Genomic DNA, 18,866 nt, shown 5'->3' with positions numbered 1-18,866 from the left:
GAGAAATTGTTCTCTGTACGGAATGTATTCTGCGTGAAATCATAAATGTGATAAATATCACGTTTGTCATTTTACATGTGCAAAAATGGCAATAATATCGCTGTTGAATTTTAAATTAACCACCCCAATGTCACGAAATTAATTTTATTGTGGCTAAATCTGCACGTTTTTTTCTGGCGAGCACGGATAACAGCACATTGAGCGCTTGATGTCAGTCACGTTGTCGCGTAGCACGTGAAAAGTGAGCTCTAGATCACATTCCAAATAACTCATTGGTATAGTTGCAAAAAGATTGATCCGACACTAGGGTCGTCAGCTTTCTAAAGCCTGATACTGCGGCGAGAAATTATTCTCAGGATGAGCTGTGTCATGCAAAAGTACTTGAAATTCATTATACCGATCGTGATTCCACTGATCGTTCTCGCCTTACCTCTGTCCGCTTTCCCGTTTGACGGATTTACGCTAGTACAACAACGTGTAACGGCGATTTTTTTACTGGCTGCGTTGTGCTGGGTATTTGAGCCGATCCCCATCTATGCCACGTCAGTGGTGATTATTGTGTTGGAATTACTGCTGGTTTCCAACAAGGGTATTTATTGGTTTCGCGCCAATGAGGGTGAGGCGCACTTTGGTACCTTACTCAACTACTCTGACATTATGGCGACCTTCGCAAGCCCAATTATCATGCTGTTTTTGGGTGGTTTTTTCTTGGCGATGGCCGCAACCAAATACCGGTTGGATGTGAACTTAGCACGAGTATTACTCAAACCGTTTGGCCATGATCCTAAGTATGTGATGCTCGGGTTAATGCTGATCACGGGCATCTTTTCCATGTTTATGTCCAACACGGCCACCACCGCGATGATGCTATCGATCTTAACGCCGGTGATTGCGCTGTTTGGCCCCAAAGATCCAGCGCGTGTGGCGTTTGCACTTTGTATTCCGGTCGCGGCCAATATCGGCGGCATCGGTACGCCAATCGGTACGCCGCCTAACGCGATCGCGTTGAAGTATCTGGTGGGGGAGAACAGCATCAGTTTTGGTGAGTGGATGGCATTTGGTGTGCCGTTTGTCGTGGTGATGATGGCGCTCGCATGGGTGTTAATGAACAGCCTTTATCGCGCGCAGCAGCAACGCATTGAATTGTCGATCAAAGGAAAATTCCTCAAGACGCCGAAAGCAATCTTAGTGTACGCGACATTCACTTTGACCATTGTATTGTGGTTGATGGGCTCTAGCCACGGTATGAACTCCTACACCGTGGCGCTAATTCCGGTCGCGATCTTCTCGCTCACCGGCATCATCAACAAAGAAGATTTGAAGAAGATCTCTTGGGATGTCCTATGGCTCGTTTCCGGTGGTATTGCGCTCGGTCTCGCGCTGGACAAAACCGGATTAGCACAAAGTGTTGTTCACAGTATTCCGTTTGATGCTTTCTCTCCTTACGTTGTCCTGTTTGGCGCCGCAATGCTCTGCTTGTTGATGGCGAATTTCATGTCTCATACCGCCACCGCCAACTTGTTGATGCCTATTATGGCCGCACTTGGCACCTCGATGACGTCACTGGCGCCATTGGGCGGTGAAGTGACCTTGATTCTTGTGGTGACATTCGCTGCATCCCTTGGCATGTCGCTTCCCATCAGTACGCCGCCCAACGCGCTCGCACACGCAACCGGTCACGTACAGAGTAACCAGATGGCAAAAGTTGGGGTGATTCTTGGCGTGGTGGGCGTGTTACTGAGCTTTGTGTTGGTGTGGATTTTAAATCTTGTCGGCTATGTTGGATAACGTCGTGGACGAGCTGATTTGTCACTATTTTTCAGATCCAGAACGCCAAATTGATTTGGCGGCGAATCAGGTGATCTTGCAACAAAATGGCAGTAACGATCGGCTCTACTATGTTCGAGAAGGTGAGCTTGAGGGGTTTGTTGAATCCGAATCCAAAGGCAAACGCATTAAGGTGTTTACCGCTGGGCCAAGTGCCTTCATTGGCGTGCACAGTTTTTTCTCCGGGACGTGGATGGCCTCCTCAACGGTCATCAGCAAAACGGACGTCAAACTGGCTTGGATTGATCGTACCACGGCAGCGGTGGAGCCTGAACGGTTGGGGCCGCTCAATGCGCAGTTTATGCCGGTGATGGTCAATGAACTTAATCGCCGCCAGCACCGAGCGACCCAAGAAGCGCTAGCCAAAGAAAAAGCATTGCAACAGCTGCATACCGCCGAGCAGATGACTACCTTGGGTCAACTGGCTGCGGGGATCGCCCATGAACTCAACAATGCGATTGGTGTTGTCAGTAGTAAAACGGAGCGCCTGCAACAAGAACTGAGTGAACTGCTTTCTGAGGTCAAACCTGCTTATAAGGCGCACTTTGATTTTGGCTTGCGGCAAGGGCAAATGATCTCGTCACGAGAGATTCGCCGTTTGGCAAAAAACATCGAGCAGCGCTATCACGTTGATAGCAAAACCGCCAGTGCGCTCGCACGTGCGTTGGCCAGTGATGAGGTGCCAAGCGAGTGGCTCAGCGATGTCGACTCTGCGCTCAAATATTGGCAGATGGGGCGGGGTATGCACGATTTGCGCAGTGCTGCGCGCCATTCTGTTGCCATCGTTAAATCGGTGAAGCAGCTTGGGCGTACGGACACTGAGCCGCTGGAGCTGCTCGACATCAACGACACCCTCAACAAAGCCCTTGCGTTGCTGCAAAGTGATTTACGCCGAGTGAATGTGCACTTGCGGCCTGCTCAATTACCAAGGATTCAAGGCACCTCGACCGAATTTGTTCAGGTATGGAGCAACATCATCAAAAACGCGTGTGATGCGATGCGCAGCACAGACGACCCGATGATTGAGATACACACTAAGGTGGTCAACCAGAGGATTTTGGTCACCATCGCAAACAATGGGCCAGAGATTGATGAGCCGACCCGGCGCAAAATTTTTCAGCCCAATTTCACCACCAAAAAAGGTGGTCTATCGTTTGGCTTGGGCCTTGGGCTTGCCATCGTTAAAAGAATCGTCAGCGAAAATGGCGGTAGTGTGGTGGTCAAAAGCGATCCTTCACGCACCATTTTTCGCGTTAAGTTACCGTTAGGAGAGAGCAATGGATAAGCTGAATGTCATTTGTGTTGACGACCAACGAGAAGTATTAAGTGCGGTCGTTCAGGATTTAGAGCCACTCAACCAATGGCTCACGGTGTTAGATTGTGAATCTGGTGAGGAAGTGCTGGAGCTAATGGATGAGCTTGATGCACAGGGCGAGTTTATCGCAGTCGTGGTCTCAGATCATGTTATGCCTGGAATGACAGGGGTAGAACTGTTAACCGAGATCACCAATGACCACCGATTTAAGTACACCAAGAAAGTATTGCTCACTGGACAAGCGACCCACACCGACACCATCACCGCTATCAACACCGCCGGGGTGAGTCACTATTTTGAAAAACCTTGGAGCGCAAAGGAATTGCAAGGGTGCGTGCGAAGCTTGGTGACAGAGTATCTCTTTGATATGGGACTCGATTATCAACCTTTTCATCAGCAGCTTGATCAAACCATCGTATTGAAACGACTCAGCTAGGCGCAAACAAAGCGTGAAAGTGCACAGGAAAATTGAATAACCTCGATGTTGAGGTTATGTTTATAATATTATTATAAACAGTAAGTTGAGTTGGCTATGGTTGGATATCGTCAGGTTAAAAAAGCGTCGTCGCGCTTCGCGGTGTATGTCATCCCGCCTCTGTTGATTTTTGTTGCCTCAGTCTACTTTGCTACGCAAAAAATTCACCAAACCTTGCAAGATATCGGTGACCATTACATGGTCACCTATGAGCGCATCATCAACGGTATTCTTGATGAAAACCGCGCCGCACTCATCGCGCCCAATCTCTGTCATGTTATTCAGCAAAACATGCGCTTTGAACGTGAGGTGGAAGAGCAGCAAACCCTCCGCAATGGCCAAGTGATCTGCTCATCATTGAGCAACACCAGTGCGTTGTTTCCGCTGACCGAACCGGTGGAAAATCAGACCATTGAGGTGGTGCCGCTCCCTAACTCTGTGGATGTCTCACTAGCGGTAATTAATTCACGTGTGATTGATGGAGAGATCTACCACGCAGTGTCGCTGGTGGATAGAGATTTTATGCGGGCACGTTTGGGCTATCTGACGGAGCCGAACATCAATACGGCGGTGTTAATCGTAAACGGCAAAGTTGCTCCTGCTGGTGCGAGTATCCCAAACAGTTGGTTCGTGTATTCGATAGAGTCCAGTCAATTTGGCCATCGAATGCTCGTCGAGGCGAGCAGCGAGTTAATTCGACAGACCACGCTGTATTACGTGAGTCTCGCAGTACTGGCGTTAATCGTGCTGTATATCGCGGTGTTTTTACTTAGAATTCAGCTGAGCGCAGAGCGCAGCATGTACGCAGAAATTAAGCTCGCACTGCGTCGCAATGAGTTTGTGCTCCATTATCAGCCGCAAGTGGATGCGGCGTGTGGTCGAACGGTCGGGGTGGAAGCGTTGGTGCGTTGGCAGCATCCCACTCGAGGTTTGATCTATCCGGATGTGTTTATTCCCGTGATGGAGGAGTTTGACTTAATCAATGAGTTGACCGATGTGGTGGTCAAGCAAGCATGGAATGATTGGTGCGATCGCCACTTTGATGCGCCGTTCCACTTAGGGATCAATTTCCCGCCGGGTTACTTTGCCTCAGCGGAGAAGCAACTATTTTTGGTGAATCATCACGACCAGTTCGCAAAGCGCAACATTGTATTAGGTTTAGAGGTGACCGAGCGTCAATTGCTTGATGGTCAAGCCCGGGAGGGTATAGCAAAGTTGCGCGAAAAAGGCCTCGAAGTGTTGATTGATGATTTTGGCACTGGACAAACCTCACTCGCGGTGTTGGAGCAGACCAAAATCGATGTGCTTAAAATTGACAAGTGCTTTGTTGATACCATCGGCGTCGACAGCGTGAGCGCACCAGTGCTTAACGCCATCATTAATCTAGCCAAAGCGCTCAACCTGACCATGATCGCCGAAGGGGTTGAGTACGCGGAACAAGCCGATTACCTTCTCTCACAAGGGGTCAACTTGCACCAAGGCTACCTGTACAGTAAACCTGTGCCGCTTGGGCAGTTAGATCTATAGTTGTGGCGTGGTTGAATGGATGTAGTGCGTCTAACTCAGCTAGGAGGCAAAACCAAGTGCACAAAATTGTCAGACGCTACGGTTTGCATCTCGGTATGGATGTCGCGTTTAGTGACGAAGAGAGTGCTCTGTATATTAATATTGGTAGTGGGTTTTAGGGAATAGCAAAGTCCCCCGTTACATGGCGTGACGGGGGGCTAAACTCAGTTAATCAAACCGAATGCTCGGGGCAGGGCCAAACTGATGTCTGGGACAAAGGTGATGAGCAGGAGAGTGATGATCAATACCGCGCAAAAAGGCAAAACTGCACGTATTACGCTCTCTATCCTTGCGCCGCTGACACTGCAGCCGACGAATAGCGCTGTCCCTACTGGGGGCGTCGCTATCCCGATGCATAGGTTGAAGATGATCATCATCGCAAAGTGAATCGGGTGCATACCGAGTTGAGTTGCGATGGGCATAAATATTGGCGTGAAGATGAGCACGGCAGGGGTTAAGTCCATAAACATCCCCACGATGAGCAAAATCACGTTCATTAGGATGAAAATAATAATCGGGTTGTCCGAAATCGATAACATCCATTCACTGATAAGATTAGGCAAACCGGTGAAGGCCATCGCCCAAGACATAATTGTTGATGCACCAATCAAGAACAGCATAATCCCTGTGATTTCAGCCGTTTCCACACAGATGGTTTTTAGCTCTTTAACGCCTAGAGTGCGATAACATAATGACAAGAAAAACGAATACAAAACGGCGATACACGCGCCTTCAGTGGCGGTAAAGATTCCCCCTATAATCCCTCCAATGACGACCACGACCAACCCCAAGCTCGGTATTGCCCGCCAAGTAATGGTAAGAATTTCTCTCGCTGTTTTTGGTTGCGACAAGGTTCGATAACCTTTTTTCTTGGCAATAAAGTAGGCGACAACCATACAGCTGAGGCCCATTAAAATGCCAGGCACATAGCCGGCGATAAACAGCGCCGCGATGGACGTACCACCACTGACGACAGAGAAGACGATCAATGAATTACTGGGTGGAATTAATAAGCCTGATGGACACGACGCTACATTCACTGCGGTAGCGAACGATTTGTCGTAGCCTTCCTTTTCCAGCTCTGGTTCTAGTGTTTTTCCTACCGCTGCCGCCGCGGCGACCGCTGAGCCGGAAACCGAGCCAAACAACATATTGGCAATCACATTCACATGTGACAACGAGCCGGGCATTTTTCCAACCAAGAGTTTTGCGAACTCGACCAACCGGTTGGCTATTCCACCTCGATTCATGATGTTCCCTGCCAAAATGAAAAAAGGAATGGCAAGCAAGCTGAAGCTATCAATGCCAGTCACAATCTTTTGACCTGCGGTCATGAAGGCCACGTGAGGAGGAAGGATAGTACACATGATCACCAGTGAGGACATTGCGATGGCGATCGCAATCGGAATACTGAAGCTGATCATGACGATAAAGAGGCATAAAAGCCAAAAACCTACAGAGATATCCATATCATTACCCTTGAATGCGTCGCTCTTGTTGGTTGAAGAGCAGTAAGGTGTTGAGAAGAAGGTAAACCAGCATTAACGCTCCTGAGAGCGGCAAAATGAAATAGACATAAGCCATCGGGATCTGTAGCGCAGGCGAAAACTGCAGCATCGTCCGACCAATGAGCTGGCTGCCACCTTTGATCATGGCAAGATAGATAAAGGCACACGACACCAAGTTGATGAGTAGATGGCAGTATTTTTGGTATTTAGGACCCACTGAACCGACAAAAAGGGTGATGGCCAGATGGCCATTTTTACCGAACAGATAACTGGCACCCAGCAGACCGAACCATATCATGGTGTACCGGGCAAGCTCATCAGTAAAAGAACTGGGATCGTTAAGTACGTAGCGACTAAACACCTGCCAAGTCACAGTAATGACCAGACTAATAATGGCCACGCCACACAGTATGAGTATCACTTTATCTAACGTCGTTTTTAACGTGTTAAGAGCAGAAACCATTGAAACTCCTATTTACAATGATTCAAAGTTGCAGCCCCACCGCGATGGTGGGGCTTGTTACTTTAAGGGGAAATCAGAGCTTTTGGATGGCTTCAATGTAGGTGCCTAAGACAGGATCTTGCTTGGCACTGTCTAACATCGGTGCGACTTTTTCGCGGAACTTGTCTTTGTCGACCTCAACAAATTTTACGTCCAATGTTTCGGCCAACTTCTTGTTCTTACTGTCGATATCAGCCCAGATCTTAATTTCTTCTTCCATCGATTCGGCGGCAGCTTCGCGGACTATGGCTTTCTGAGCGTCATTGAGGCTACTCCATGTCACTTCTGAAATCATGATGAGATCAGGCGTCATCATATGTTGATCCATGGAATAGTATTTCGCGACTTCAGAGTGTTTCATTTCGACTAAGCTGGAAATGTTGTTCTCTGCGGCATCAATTACGCCTTGCTGAAGCGCGGTATACACTTCCGTAAACGGAACGGGCGTCGCGCGTGCACCGAGCAGTCTCACCATTTCCATCATGGTTGGAGATTCTGGAACACGGACTTTGAGGCCAGCAAGATCGTCGGGGGTTTGAATGGGTTTCGAGCTGTAGAAACTGCGTGAACCAGAATCATACAGTGTGAGCCCGATGAACCCTTTTCCTTCGCTAGACTGGAGAAGTTGCTGTGCTGTCTCACTGCGCATAAAGGTATGCATATGGTCTGCATCACGGAACAAGAATGGGATAGAGATCGCTTTGTAAGTGGGTTCAAACGATTCAGCCAACGATCCGTTGATTTTCGCCATATCGATGGCGCCTGTCACGACTTGCTCTGCTTGATCTCGCTCTGACCCAAGCATGCCATTAGGAAAGATTTTCACGTCCATTTCGCCATTGGATTTTTCTTTCACTTTCGCCGCAAAGATTTCCATCCCTGCATGGGCAGCGCTCTCTAGGTTCATCGCGTGACCTAATGTTAGCGTTCGAGCTTGCGCACCGAAAGCCAAGATCATCGAGGCGGCAGCCACCGTCAGAATCGTCTGTTTCATGTTGTCATCCTTTTTATTTTGGTCGGTAGAGTGAAGCGTCTTTCAAACTTCCTCATCAGTATTTTCTTGAATTATTTGTAATACAATGACACAAAAGTTTATATGTGCGGCAAGCCAGCATAATTGAGTGGAATTTAAACTGAATTGTGATTTTACTCATATTAATTGTTGCTAAAATCACCATTTTTGGACTTTTTTTTTACTTTAATGCGTAATTTAGGCTGATTTGGTGGTATTTTGATCTGCGTGGCAAAATGCAACTTTATACTGTGAGTTACATTGGTTTTTTAGTTTTTGGTTATTTTTGAATAAAAATTGATCGATAGCATGTAGGACAATAACACAAAAAGGAGTGTCAAAATGAAACAAATGTTAGTGGCAACATCGCTACTTCTGTCCTTACCGACGTTTGCTGATGTGGCCAATAATGGTGTGAACTATCCCGTCCCTGCAGACAAGTTCGACATGCGCCACTGGAAGATCACCATTCCTTCAGACATTAACCAAGATGGCCGAGTCGATGAGATTGAAGGTGTCGCGATGATGAGTTATTCACACTCTGACTTTTTCTATCTCGATAGCCAAGGGCATTTGGTGTTTGAAGTGCACAATAAAGCCATCACCACCAAAAACTCTAAAAATGCTCGTTCAGAGTTGCGCCAAATGGCAAGAGGTGCGAACTTTGCCATCGGAACGCATGATCCTTTAAACAACTGGGCACTATCGAGCCATCCAGACGCCGAATCGTTCAGTGCTATTGGTGGTAAACTCGAAGCTACGCTCAAGGTTAATCATGTCTCTCTTCATGCTAAGTATCCAAATAAGTATCCCGCCTATTCTGTGGTAGTCGGGCAGATTCACGCTGAAAAAGACAACGATCAAATCAAAGCCAAGACAGGTTTTGGTCACGGAAACGAACCGATCAAAATTTTCTACAAGAAGTTTCCAAATCATAAAATGGGTTCAGTATTCTGGAACTATGAACGAAATTTAGCCAAAGACGATCCCAATAGAGAAGACATCGCCTATCCAGTCTGGGGTAACACTTGGGAAAATGATGCCGAGCCTGGTGAAGCAGGCATCGCCTTGGGTGAGTCATTCAGTTATCAAATTGAAGTTAACGGAACGACCATGTCTCTAACGTTTGAAACGGACCGTCATGACACCGTGACTTATGAGATTGATTTGAGTAAGGGGATTGATGACAAGGACTCACCTACCGGCTACGCAAAAGACGCGTTCTACTTTAAAGCAGGCGCCTATGGTCAATGTAGCGTTCAGGATAGTCACCCAATATGGGGCCCGGGTTGCGAGGGCACGGGTGATTTTGCCGTGGACAAACTCAACGGTGATTACAACAGCGTGACCTTCACAGAGTTAAAACTGAATGGCCAATAGTCTTAATAGACAGCGTTTCGATAGGTAAAGAGTTCGCCGTGCTCAGTCACGAGTGCCACTCATTCGCGTCTCAGACGGCGACTCTCCAAACAATTGACGGTAGCTACGGCCAAATTCTCCCATATGATAAAAGCCAAAGCGAAAAGCGATGTCTGAAATCGAACCATCCTCGAATGGCGCCTGTAGGGCACGCCTTGCTTGATTGAGCCTGACGCGCTTGATGTACTGTTTGGGTGACACCTGGCAATAGTGCTCGAAGGCGTATTGTAACGTTCTTCGGCTGACATGTGTCGCTTGGCAGAGATCACTGACGGTGATGGGGCGATGAGAGGGCGCTTGAGTGACGTAGTCGATGGCGCTCTGGATAAGACGTTGTTGCTGAGGGGCCGCCACCCGAGGGGGTGGCGCAGAGCTGCGAGATAGTAATTCGCTAATGAAATCACACAATAATCGCTGATGAGTGTGCGCTGACCATACATGCCTTTCTGGATTGAGCAGGACACTGAGGTAACGTCTGAGGAGATTGGCGGATGACTCGTCTGTGATTCCAAGTAATGCGGGGTTGAGACCGGAACCTTGATGGTCGGTTTCACACAGTACATGATCAAGCACTGACTGGTCAGCGACGATACCGTAGATGGCATAATCTCGCGGTGTGACGAGTTCAAACTCGCTGTTGCTATCACGCACGAGAATATCAGAAGCATTCATTGGCCGCTGGTTGACAGTAATCGCACTAGCCTCAACGCTGAGACCTAGCCATATCCCTTCTTCAATCGAGCATTGCTGACGAAGTGAACGATTGCTGTCTTCACGAAACACATGCAGATGACGAAACCGTCGCTCTTGTATCATCCCACTAAAATTCCCCTCGCTGAGTTGATCATACTCTTGATGCCAGTTAATCAATTGGCCTGCTTGCTGATTTGCATCATTACAGTGACGAGTGCACAAGTTTGGTTCACTGGTTGGGGTATCGAGATCCATCCTGTAATACTCCTAATCTCCACTTTGCGCCATTGTGGGGCGCCCATCATTAACTCATTGAATAAAAAGGGGTTAAAGATTGCCAATTCTTGATAGTTGATTGGAACAGTTTTCGCTTCATTCCTCTTAAACACACGCTTAAAGAGTTCATTCTCTTACTGGGAATGATGAAGAGAGCAAGAACTGCACCAATAGCCAAAAAGAGGTAATGGATGGCGATTTATCGACGGCAGCAAGGAACGACAGTATATACCTTTGCTTCACTGACGGAACTGATGGCCAAAGCGACACCTGAGCGATCAGGCGATCGTTTGGCTGGCGTGGCAGCAGAATCCGCCACCGAGCGCGCAATTGCGCAAATGACGCTGGCGGACTTGCCACTGAGCACATTTCTCGATGATCTTCTTATTCCTTATGAGGACGACGAAATCACGCGTTTGATCATCGATACACACGACCGTGAGGCGTTCAAGTTGCTCGCTCACCTGACGGTGGGTGGCTTGAGAGACTGGTTGTTGAGTGATGAAGCCGATAGCCACACTTTGACCGCCATTCGGCCTGGCCTAACCCCTGAAATGGTCGCGGCAGTGAGCAAAATCATGCGCAATCAAGATTTGATTCTCGTCGCGAAGAAGTGTGAGGTGGTGACGGCGTTTCGCAACACGATCGGCTTACCCCAACGTCTATCCACACGCCTTCAGCCCAACCATCCCACAGATTCACTCAACGGGATCGCCGCGACCATTTTCGATGGCTTGATGTATGGCAATGGCGATGCGGTGATCGGTATCAATCCGGCGACAGACAACGTGCCGCAAGCGGTTAAATTGATGACCCTCATGGATGATGTTATTCAACATTACGCGATTCCTACTCAATCCTGTGTTCTGACCCATGTGACCAACACCATCGAAGCGATTGAGATGGGCGCGCCGGTTGATTTGGTTTTTCAATCTATCGGCGGCACGCAGGGTACCAATGACACGTTTGGTATTAACCTCAATATTCTTAAAGAGGCTCAAGATGCCGCACTCTCGCTAAAGCGAGGCACAGTGGGCAACAATGTCATGTATTTTGAGACAGGCCAGGGCACGGCGCTGTCGGCCAATGCCTTTCATGGTGTCGATCAGCAGACTTGCGAGACGCGCGCCTACGCTGTGGCCCGTCATTTTGATCCGCTGCTGGTGAATACCGTGGTGGGTTTTATCGGTCCTGAGTACCTGTTCGATGGGAAGCAAATCATTCGCGCCGGATTAGAAGATCACTTTTGCGGCAAGCTGCTCGGGCTGCCGATGGGTTGCGACATCTGTTACACCAACCATGCTTACGCGGATCAAAACGACATGGATAACTTGCTGACGCTACTTGGTGTGGCTGAGTGCTCCTTCATCATGGGGATCCCTGGCTCTGATGACATCATGCTTAACTATCAAACGACTTCTTTTCACGATGCGCTTTATGCGCGAAAAGTGCTCGGACTAAAGCCCGCACCAGAGTTTGAACGTTGGTTAATGGAGATGCAGATCTTTGAAGATGTCAGCGGTGTGCGCCTCAGTAATCAAGTCGCGAAATCGTTTTCCAACGCAATGAATCGAATCCAGGGAGCGTAGTTGATGGGTAAAGTGATCAGATTTGAGTCTCATCCTGCTCGAGAAAGTGTGGTCGAGAATCCGTGGCAGAAACTGAAAGATTTCACCTCCGCACGCATTGCACTCGGCCGCTGCGGGAGTAGTGTGCCGACCAACGAATGGCTGTCGTTTAGTTTTGACCATGCCAAGGCGATGGATGCGGTGCATTGCGCGCTCGACATTAACAAACTGGCGCAGGACATTACTCAATCAAGCGTAATGACTTCCCAGATAGGACGCGAGCCCATTGTGGCGAAATCAAAAGCCAACGACCGCTTCGAATATTTGCAAAGGCCCGACTTTGGCCGTGAACTGAGCAAAGAGAGCATGGAGGTGATCGCGCAGCATCGACATGACCAACACGCTTATGACTTGGCCTTCGTTGTGGCCGATGGCCTTTCATCGGTAGCGATTCAGCGACATGCAGTGCCACTGCTGGAGGCTCTGCTTGTGAGACTCACCAGCCAACACAACGCGCCTTGGCGCATCGCCCCCATCACGATTGTTGAGCAGGGAAGAGTGGCAGTCGGTGACGATGTAGCCCAGTGCCTCAATGCCAATATGGTTGTTGTTCTGATTGGTGAGCGCCCAGGGCTCACTTCGCCGGACAGCATGGGGATGTACCTCACCTGGGGCGCCCAGCGGGGCAGTAAAGACTCTGAGCGAAACTGCATCTCAAACATTCGGCCGCAAGGTTTGAACTATTCCGACGCTGCTTTTCGCGCCAGTTATCTTCTTGAAGAAGCGCGTTCGCTCAAGCTGACAGGCGTTAATCTCAAAGACCGATCCAGTATGGATGAGCAGCAAGATGGCATGACGCTCGGCGAGCAACACCAATCAAACTTTCTAATTTCAAAACAGTAAAGGGAATCACTATGTCTAAACATCAAGAATACCTTGCCAAACGGCAACTGAAACGAGGCACTGCCGGTTGGGTGCTATTAGCAGGACTAGGGGTCTCGTATGTGATCTCGGGAGATTTCGCAGGGTGGAACTTTGGTATTGCCCAAGCGGGTTGGGGCGGTTTTCTGATTGCCGCTGTCGCGATGGCGGTCATGTATTTAACTCTAGTCCTCTCTTTGGCGGAAATGTCTGCCGCGATTCCAGCCGCAGGCGGTGGTTACAGTTTTGCACGACAAGCCATGGGCCCAACGGGTGGGTTTATCACCGGGCTTGCCGTCTTGATTGAGTACGCGTTGGCACCAGCGGCCATTGTCATTTTCATTGGGTCTGCCGTCAATGAACTGATCGGGATTGATGGGCCTTGGGTCTATGCACTCTTTTATGCCGCCTTTATCGCTGTGCACCTAGCGGGTGTTGGCGAAGCACTCAAAGTGATGATGGTGATCAGCGGTCTTGCGGTGTTCGCCATCCTGTTGACCGCCGCCGTGCTTATTGGTCATTTTGACGCCAGCAATCTATTCGATATTGCGCCTGCGAGCGCGCAAGCCACAGAGGCGGTGCCTTATGGTTGGTATGGTGTTTGGGCCGCGTTGCCATTTGCAATGTGGCTGTTTCTCGCGGTGGAAGGGGTGCCACTGGCTGCTGAAGAAGCTAAAGACCCCGCGAAAGATGTACCTAAAGGCATCATAGGCGCGATGTTATTTCTGCTGTTTACTGCGGCGTTAGTTGTGCTTTTGCTGGCGGGCGCAGTAGGCTCAAACGTGATTGGTAGCAGTGCAGTTCCGCTGGTAGATGCACTTAAACTGACAGGTAATCCGACGATAGCCACTATTGTCAACGTCTTAGGGCTTGCCGGTTTGGTCGCGTCTTTCTTTTCGATCATTTATGGCTACAGTCGTCTGGTGTTTGCTTTGTCCAGAGCCGGTTATTTACCGAAGAGCTTGTCACTGACGAGCAAAAATAAAGTCCCTTCTCGCGCGTTAATCTTCCCAGGGATCTTTGGCTTTGTGGTGTCATTAACCGGAGAGGGCGATTTGATCCTCGCTATGGCGGTAGTGGGTGCGACCGTGTCCTATGCGCTGATGGCACTCAGTCATATTCTGCTTAGAGTCAAACAGCCCGAATTGCCAAGACCATACAAAACACCGGGCGGTGTGGTCACATCGACGATCTGTTTGGTGTTGTCACTGATTGCCATGACAGGGGTGTACGCGTTTGATCCCTCTGCCTTTATGATGACACTCGGCTTGTTCGTGATTGGTGGTGCCTACTATGGTCTCTATAGCCGCAATAACTTAGTAGCGGGTACCGCAGAAGAAGAGTTCGCCATGCTCTCGATTGCTGAACAAGAGCTTGAATCGACCGCCTCTTGAGTAAACAGTTTAGATACTATGAAAGCCAAGCGGATTTAGCTTGGCTTTTTTACGTCTGGCGATGTGAGCGATTGCGTCGGCTACAGCGACGAGGGGGAGCCTTCTATATTTCATGGACACCGAAATTGAGTCCTACAACTTTCAGTTTGGACACCGTTTTGGTCACCAAACAATTTTTACTTAGCCACCATTTTGGACACCAGATGGACACCGAGCATTTTTGAGTATTAAGTTGATTGTTGTAGGTGAATAAAAAATGAATGTGTATGCACTTAGTAATTACGGGAGTAGGGTAAGAATTTAGGATTTAATCAAAACAAAGTTATATATTTCAATGGTTTGGTGAATATATATAATCTGTTTAAGCGCTAATGTCACAAAATTTGGACACCAAATGGTCACCGTTGCCTGTAAATTGTACAGTATCTATATCGCTGTTAAATTGTACAGGATAAAACCCAATGAAGGAATTGAAGAGCTTTGAGTCGGCACTTTTTGACAACGTAGAATTCAAGAAAATCGCGCTGAAGGACCTGTTTGCTGACGACATTCTAGAGCGACTTTACGGCGAAGCGAATCCTATGACACTGCTAAGAACTCAGCCTAAGGTAAACTTCAATGGTGAGTATTTATTCAATTTTTCGACACTTCAGTCGCCGATAATAGCGTATCCTTTTCGGCGCCATTTTCGATTCTTGGTTGGCAGTTTTACTGTTGATAATTTGCGTACAGCGGTCGCTCAAAAGCTAATTTCTCCTGATTGTCACCTGCCCGTTGTGGTCCTAAAGAAGAAGCCTACCACTTTTTCTAGATCGGTATAAGGCGTAGGCGTAGCATCTATCAAATAGTGGTATCCCGTTGGCTTTTCGTCTTTCTTCGGCCGACCACGACCTGAATAGATTGGCTCTTTAACGATGGTTGATTGTGCAATTCCAAGCAAATGACACTGGCTGGCGAAGTCGCCCATTGCTTGCTCGGCATCCACTGCGCAGGCAAACTTCTTTTTCATTAGTTGCCCCAGCGCTTTCTGCTCTTTGGTGATCTTTTTGTCTAAGTTCTTATAGAACGTTACCTCTTCTCGCTTGGTTGCTTGTTCACTATGAATCAACAGCCACTTCTGAGATACCGAGCCATAATCAGCGTCAACCCAGCAACCCGAGTAGCCATTACCGATACGGCTCAAGTGCTCTGGCTCAAGGTTCATTAAGGCTTCTTTGGCTGACTTAATGGTCATTGGAACACGCGTAATAAACTTCTGTTGTTGCTCATCCAGTGAACGAATGCTTTCTTCGGTGTATAGAGCGGCATCGGCGATGAAGTAGCGACTGTTTTGAGCTGCCTTCAGGCAATGAATATGCCGTTTAGTGACCTCTGAGAATGCCTTAGCATCATTGGTGTTGCCACTAAGCGCTTGCATGTAAACAGGTAGGCCTGCTTGGTTTTCACAAATCAGCTCAAGGACCACTTGATTTAGCTCTGGACGGTGGTCTCGGCTGTAACCTTTTACCAGTTTGATGGCATTAAGATCTTCGTCTTGGGCGTATTCACCATCGACATGGAAGCTAGTGATATCAAGGTGGACAGAGTCTGTTTTAAGTCCTAGCTTATCAACGACATGCTCTGCAATCGCTTGATAAAGCGCGGAGACATCTACTTCATATAAAGCATCTAAAGTACGTCCGAGTACATCGTCAGTTAAATGGTGCGCTGCAATGTCTTTAGCGAGCAACTTGGCAACAGGCTTTGTCTCGAAGAAGTCAGAGAACATATGCAACGTTCTACTGTGAAAGCCAAGGCCATTGAGAATCATCGCTAAGACCGCATCGCCATGCGAAACGTTGTGATCCGAGTACTTGGGAATGATGCGATCAATAATGCCTGGTAAACCGATTTCATGACAGAAAGCAGCAATTAGCCCTAAGTGATCTAGGCGCTTAATGACAGGTTGAGCAGCAGACATAATAAAGTGACCATTAAATAGCAGTAATAGATCAAAACTGGGGATCGCGGTCAAGAGGTCTACGGCACTAACATCTGTAAACGATCACTGGATCACATTGTTTTAATTCTGAAATTGGCTGCGGAATGACGGTTAGATGACTCCTATCTGCCTTTTATGGTTTAGAGTAAGAGTTTATACACATGCTATTAATATGATTTTCCCCTATGGTTCATATTAATACTTTGTTCGAATATGATAGCTGCCTCGAAAACTAGCTTACTCCTGAATCAAAGATGAACCTGACTCATAAAGACTACTTCAAGATTGCCTTCCCTTTCATTGTATCAACCGTTACGCAACCCTTGTTGGGAGCGATAGACACAGCGGTTATAGGTCAATTAGGCGTCTCAGAGCTTCTCGGTGGAGTAGCGGTTGGCACGGTGATTATGAATACCTTGTATTGGTTGTTTGGTTTCTTCCGCGTAAGCACAACAGGGCAAAGTGCGATGGCTCTGGGTAAGAATTGTCATACAGATCAAGCGAGTAGCTTATTTCGTCCGTTTGTTCTTGCCTTGTGTGTGGGGCTGTTCTTTATTGCTTTACAGTCGCTGATTTGGCGAGGCGCAGAGTGGATCATCGAGCCAGATGCCATCGTGGGAAAAAATGCCAGGACCTACTTTGACATTATGATTTTTGGTGCGCCATTTGTACTACTCAACTACACCATCATTGGCTGGTTAATGGGGCAAGCCAAAGCCAAAGTCACTCTGTTCACTCAGGTGTTTGGTAATGTGCTCAATATAGTGCTTGATGTCCTGTTTGTTGTCTATTTCGATATGGGCATTGCTGGTGTAGCAATAGCCACTCTGATCGCGCAAATTACCACGTTCGTAATTGGTGCCGCTTTGGTTGTTAAAACCTGTCAATTTTCACTATTTGATCATATTCGCATGACAAAAATGTCTAGCAAAGACCTCAAAATGATTGTCTCCTCGAATATGGATTTGTTGCTTCGCACCGTTTGTATTCTGGTGTTCTTTAACATGATGGCGCGCGTTGGCTCTCAACTTGGTTCTGATGTGTTAGCAACTAACGCGATCTTGATGCAAGTGACCTTTATTGTCAGCTACATGTTCGATGGTGTTGCGAACGCATCGAGTGTTTTTGCAGGAAAAGCGGTAGGGCAAAAGAATCCATCTCTGCTCGACAGTGTTATCAAGTTAAACACTCAGTGGACAACGGTGTTTGTTATTGTACTAACACTTATCATATTGCTGTTTAAACAGCAGATTGTGATGTTGTTTACTACGCTACCTGAATTGATTGAGCTTTATCAGGAAATGAGTCCTTGGTTGTTGGTTTTCCCATTGGTGGCGGGGTACGGTCTTACTTTCTACGGGGTCTTTACCGGAACGGGAACGACACGACCAGTACGTAACTCAAGCATTCTTACACTGGTCGTGTTCTTGGTCGTTCAGTTTATCTCTGTGCAATATTGGGGTAATCATGGACTATGGCTAGCTTTTACACTTTTCTATGTTGGGCGTTTTGTTTTATTAGTGCCATATATTGACCAAGTTAAGCAAAAATGCTTATGAGGTGAGGTTCTCTTGGCTAGATTCTCGTGGTAACATTGATATGTTATATTATTACATTATTGTGTTGTTACCTAGATGCCTCAACCTATACTTTCTGTCAATAAACTTTGCCTTGCTGATTCTAAGCGCATATTTTTCAGTGATATCTCTTTCGACCTGTGTGAAGGCGAAGTTATTGCCATTATGGGGCCGTCAGGTATTGGTAAGTCCATGCTGTCGAAAGCGGTCGCAGGGTTTTTGCCATCCGACATTTGTGTTGAAGGTAGCGTCGAACTAAACGAAGTGGAAGTCAGCGGACTAGCTATGCTGCAACGCGCGGTATTTCAACGTCCAGCCGTTATTTTTCAAGACGCTTTAAAAGCGTTGAATCCTTTGGCATCAGTAGAGCAACAGTTATGTTTAGCTCTTACTGGTAACAAAACACGGTTAAACTCAGCAAATAGAGAGACAGTCTTAACTCTGCTCACCCAATTAGGGTTTGTTGAGCCAGTTTCGATACTTAGTTTATATCCAAGCCAACTCTCTGGTGGTCAGCGGCAGAGAATTTGTATCGCAATTGCTTTACTCGGCAGTTCGAATCTCATTATCGCTGATGAACCAACCAGCGCCCTTGATCCAATAACTGAAGCTGAAATCCTCGAGTTGTTTCATACTAGCGTCAAACGGCGTGACATCAGCGGACTGCTGATAACTCATGATCTCTATTCCGCTTTGGCATGCGATAAAATACTGGTGATTGCTGATAACAGAGTGGTCGCTTACGGCGAACCGCGGCATGCCATTTCTCAAAGTCACCATCCTTTCTGCCAACAATTAGCAAAGTTACTCCCTTAACACTGTATTTGGAGCC

At 47.7% G+C, this 18,866-nt stretch carries 14 protein-coding genes and 1 pseudogene; 10 read left to right on the top strand and 5 right to left on the bottom strand.

The window, feature by feature from the left end; translation table 11 throughout:
- Positions 1-369 precede the first annotated feature (369 nt).
- From AC6R1O_RS18560 to AC6R1O_RS18545, 4 genes are all read left to right on the top strand, one after another.
- Positions 370-1,788, top strand: a complete 1,419-nt coding sequence (locus AC6R1O_RS18560; RefSeq protein WP_500633345.1) for an SLC13 family permease — start codon at positions 370-372, stop codon at positions 1,786-1,788.
- Positions 1,778-3,112 (top strand): ATP-binding protein, encoded by a 1,335-nt coding sequence (locus AC6R1O_RS18555; protein ID WP_500633395.1) that lies wholly within the window; start codon positions 1,778-1,780, stop codon positions 3,110-3,112. Before AC6R1O_RS18560 ends, AC6R1O_RS18555 begins: the two co-directional genes overlap by 11 nt.
- A complete protein-coding gene (locus AC6R1O_RS18550) occupies positions 3,105-3,578 on the top strand; it encodes a response regulator (RefSeq protein WP_500633346.1) in 474 nt (157 codons plus the stop codon). The genes AC6R1O_RS18555 and AC6R1O_RS18550 overlap by 8 nt, the downstream gene beginning before the upstream one ends.
- Before the next feature lie 96 nt (positions 3,579-3,674).
- Positions 3,675-5,144 (top strand): EAL domain-containing protein, encoded by a 1,470-nt coding sequence (locus AC6R1O_RS18545; RefSeq protein WP_500633347.1) that lies wholly within the window; start codon positions 3,675-3,677, stop codon positions 5,142-5,144.
- A 203-nt stretch (positions 5,145-5,347) separates the two neighbouring features.
- Here the strand turns inward: AC6R1O_RS18545 and AC6R1O_RS18540 are convergent, their stop codons facing one another.
- The 3 genes from AC6R1O_RS18540 to AC6R1O_RS18530 all read right to left on the bottom strand — a co-directional run bounded on the left by AC6R1O_RS18540 (position 5,348) and on the right by AC6R1O_RS18530 (position 8,187).
- Positions 5,348-6,652, bottom strand: coding sequence for a TRAP transporter large permease (locus AC6R1O_RS18540; RefSeq protein ID WP_334552257.1), 1,305 nt, complete (start codon positions 6,650-6,652; stop codon positions 5,348-5,350).
- A gap of 4 nt (positions 6,653-6,656) precedes the next feature.
- Positions 6,657-7,154 carry a TRAP transporter small permease gene (locus AC6R1O_RS18535; protein ID WP_487903464.1) on the bottom strand — a complete coding sequence of 166 codons (498 nt, stop codon included), beginning with the start codon at positions 7,152-7,154 and terminating at the stop codon, positions 6,657-6,659.
- A 73-nt stretch (positions 7,155-7,227) separates the two neighbouring features.
- Positions 7,228-8,187 carry a TRAP transporter substrate-binding protein gene (locus tag AC6R1O_RS18530; RefSeq protein ID WP_334552255.1) on the bottom strand — a complete coding sequence of 320 codons (960 nt, stop codon included), beginning with the start codon at positions 8,185-8,187 and terminating at the stop codon, positions 7,228-7,230.
- Positions 8,188-8,547: 360 nt separating this feature from the next.
- Here AC6R1O_RS18530 and AC6R1O_RS18525 point away from each other — a divergent pair, with 360 nt between their 5' ends.
- Entirely contained in the window at positions 8,548-9,585 is a 1,038-nt protein-coding gene (locus tag AC6R1O_RS18525; RefSeq protein ID WP_500633348.1) for a polysaccharide lyase family 7 protein, read from the top strand.
- 42 nt (positions 9,586-9,627) lie between these two features.
- Here AC6R1O_RS18525 and AC6R1O_RS18520 read toward each other — a convergent pair whose 3' ends face one another.
- Positions 9,628-10,572: a helix-turn-helix domain-containing protein gene (locus AC6R1O_RS18520; protein WP_500633349.1), complete on the bottom strand. Its 945-nt coding sequence runs from the start codon at positions 10,570-10,572 to the stop codon at positions 9,628-9,630.
- Between the two features lie 212 nt (positions 10,573-10,784).
- Between AC6R1O_RS18520 and AC6R1O_RS18515 the strand changes: the two genes are divergently transcribed.
- From AC6R1O_RS18515 to eat, 3 genes are read left to right on the top strand one after another with little or no spacing between them, the layout of a single operon-like run.
- Positions 10,785-12,182 carry an ethanolamine ammonia-lyase subunit EutB gene (locus AC6R1O_RS18515; RefSeq protein WP_500633350.1) on the top strand — a complete coding sequence of 466 codons (1,398 nt, stop codon included), beginning with the start codon at positions 10,785-10,787 and terminating at the stop codon, positions 12,180-12,182.
- Positions 12,183-12,185: 3 nt separating this feature from the next.
- A complete protein-coding gene (gene eutC / locus AC6R1O_RS18510) occupies positions 12,186-13,064 on the top strand; it encodes an ethanolamine ammonia-lyase subunit EutC (protein ID WP_500657596.1) in 879 nt (292 codons plus the stop codon).
- An 11-nt stretch (positions 13,065-13,075) separates the two neighbouring features.
- Positions 13,076-14,476 carry an ethanolamine permease gene (eat, locus tag AC6R1O_RS18505; protein ID WP_500657595.1) on the top strand — a complete coding sequence of 467 codons (1,401 nt, stop codon included), beginning with the start codon at positions 13,076-13,078 and terminating at the stop codon, positions 14,474-14,476.
- 775 nt (positions 14,477-15,251) lie between these two features.
- Here eat and AC6R1O_RS18500 read toward each other — a convergent pair.
- Positions 15,252-16,436: pseudogene (locus AC6R1O_RS18500) on the bottom strand (IS1634 family transposase); the annotation flags it as partial.
- A gap of 275 nt (positions 16,437-16,711) precedes the next feature.
- Between AC6R1O_RS18500 and AC6R1O_RS18495 the strand changes: the two are divergent.
- Both AC6R1O_RS18495 and AC6R1O_RS18490 read left to right on the top strand, forming a co-directional pair.
- A complete protein-coding gene (locus AC6R1O_RS18495; RefSeq protein WP_500633351.1) occupies positions 16,712-18,016 on the top strand; it encodes an MATE family efflux transporter in 1,305 nt (434 codons plus the stop codon).
- A 75-nt stretch (positions 18,017-18,091) separates the two neighbouring features.
- Positions 18,092-18,850 (top strand): ATP-binding cassette domain-containing protein, encoded by a 759-nt coding sequence (locus AC6R1O_RS18490; protein ID WP_238851735.1) that lies wholly within the window; start codon positions 18,092-18,094, stop codon positions 18,848-18,850.
- The last annotated feature ends 16 nt before the right edge of the window (positions 18,851-18,866 follow it).

Source organism: Vibrio sp. R11-SG3-ISO3-SZ (assembly GCF_059834345.1).
Note: the sequence above shows the minus strand (reverse complement) of the source record. Positions and strands in the feature narration are given on the sequence as shown.

What these genes read in the sequence shown, in the direction of transcription:
- AC6R1O_RS18560 (WP_500633345.1), top strand. Translation starts at nt 370, where the DNA reads ATGCAAAAGTACTTGAAATTCATTATACCGATCGTGATTCCACTGATC.
- AC6R1O_RS18555 (WP_500633395.1), top strand. Translation starts at nt 1,778, where the DNA reads ATGTTGGATAACGTCGTGGACGAGCTGATTTGTCACTATTTTTCAGAT.
- AC6R1O_RS18550 (WP_500633346.1), top strand. Translation starts at nt 3,105, where the DNA reads ATGGATAAGCTGAATGTCATTTGTGTTGACGACCAACGAGAAGTATTA.
- AC6R1O_RS18545 (WP_500633347.1), top strand. Translation starts at nt 3,675, where the DNA reads ATGGTTGGATATCGTCAGGTTAAAAAAGCGTCGTCGCGCTTCGCGGTG.
- AC6R1O_RS18540 (WP_334552257.1), bottom strand. Translation starts at nt 6,652, where the DNA reads ATGGATATCTCTGTAGGTTTTTGGCTTTTATGCCTCTTTATCGTCATG.
- AC6R1O_RS18535 (WP_487903464.1), bottom strand. Translation starts at nt 7,154, where the DNA reads ATGGTTTCTGCTCTTAACACGTTAAAAACGACGTTAGATAAAGTGATA.
- AC6R1O_RS18530 (WP_334552255.1), bottom strand. Translation starts at nt 8,187, where the DNA reads ATGAAACAGACGATTCTGACGGTGGCTGCCGCCTCGATGATCTTGGCT.
- AC6R1O_RS18525 (WP_500633348.1), top strand. Translation starts at nt 8,548, where the DNA reads ATGAAACAAATGTTAGTGGCAACATCGCTACTTCTGTCCTTACCGACG.
- AC6R1O_RS18520 (WP_500633349.1), bottom strand. Translation starts at nt 10,572, where the DNA reads ATGGATCTCGATACCCCAACCAGTGAACCAAACTTGTGCACTCGTCAC.
- AC6R1O_RS18515 (WP_500633350.1), top strand. Translation starts at nt 10,785, where the DNA reads ATGGCGATTTATCGACGGCAGCAAGGAACGACAGTATATACCTTTGCT.
- eutC (WP_500657596.1), top strand. Translation starts at nt 12,186, where the DNA reads ATGGGTAAAGTGATCAGATTTGAGTCTCATCCTGCTCGAGAAAGTGTG.
- eat (WP_500657595.1), top strand. Translation starts at nt 13,076, where the DNA reads ATGTCTAAACATCAAGAATACCTTGCCAAACGGCAACTGAAACGAGGC.
- AC6R1O_RS18495 (WP_500633351.1), top strand. Translation starts at nt 16,712, where the DNA reads ATGAACCTGACTCATAAAGACTACTTCAAGATTGCCTTCCCTTTCATT.
- AC6R1O_RS18490 (WP_238851735.1), top strand. Translation starts at nt 18,092, where the DNA reads ATGCCTCAACCTATACTTTCTGTCAATAAACTTTGCCTTGCTGATTCT.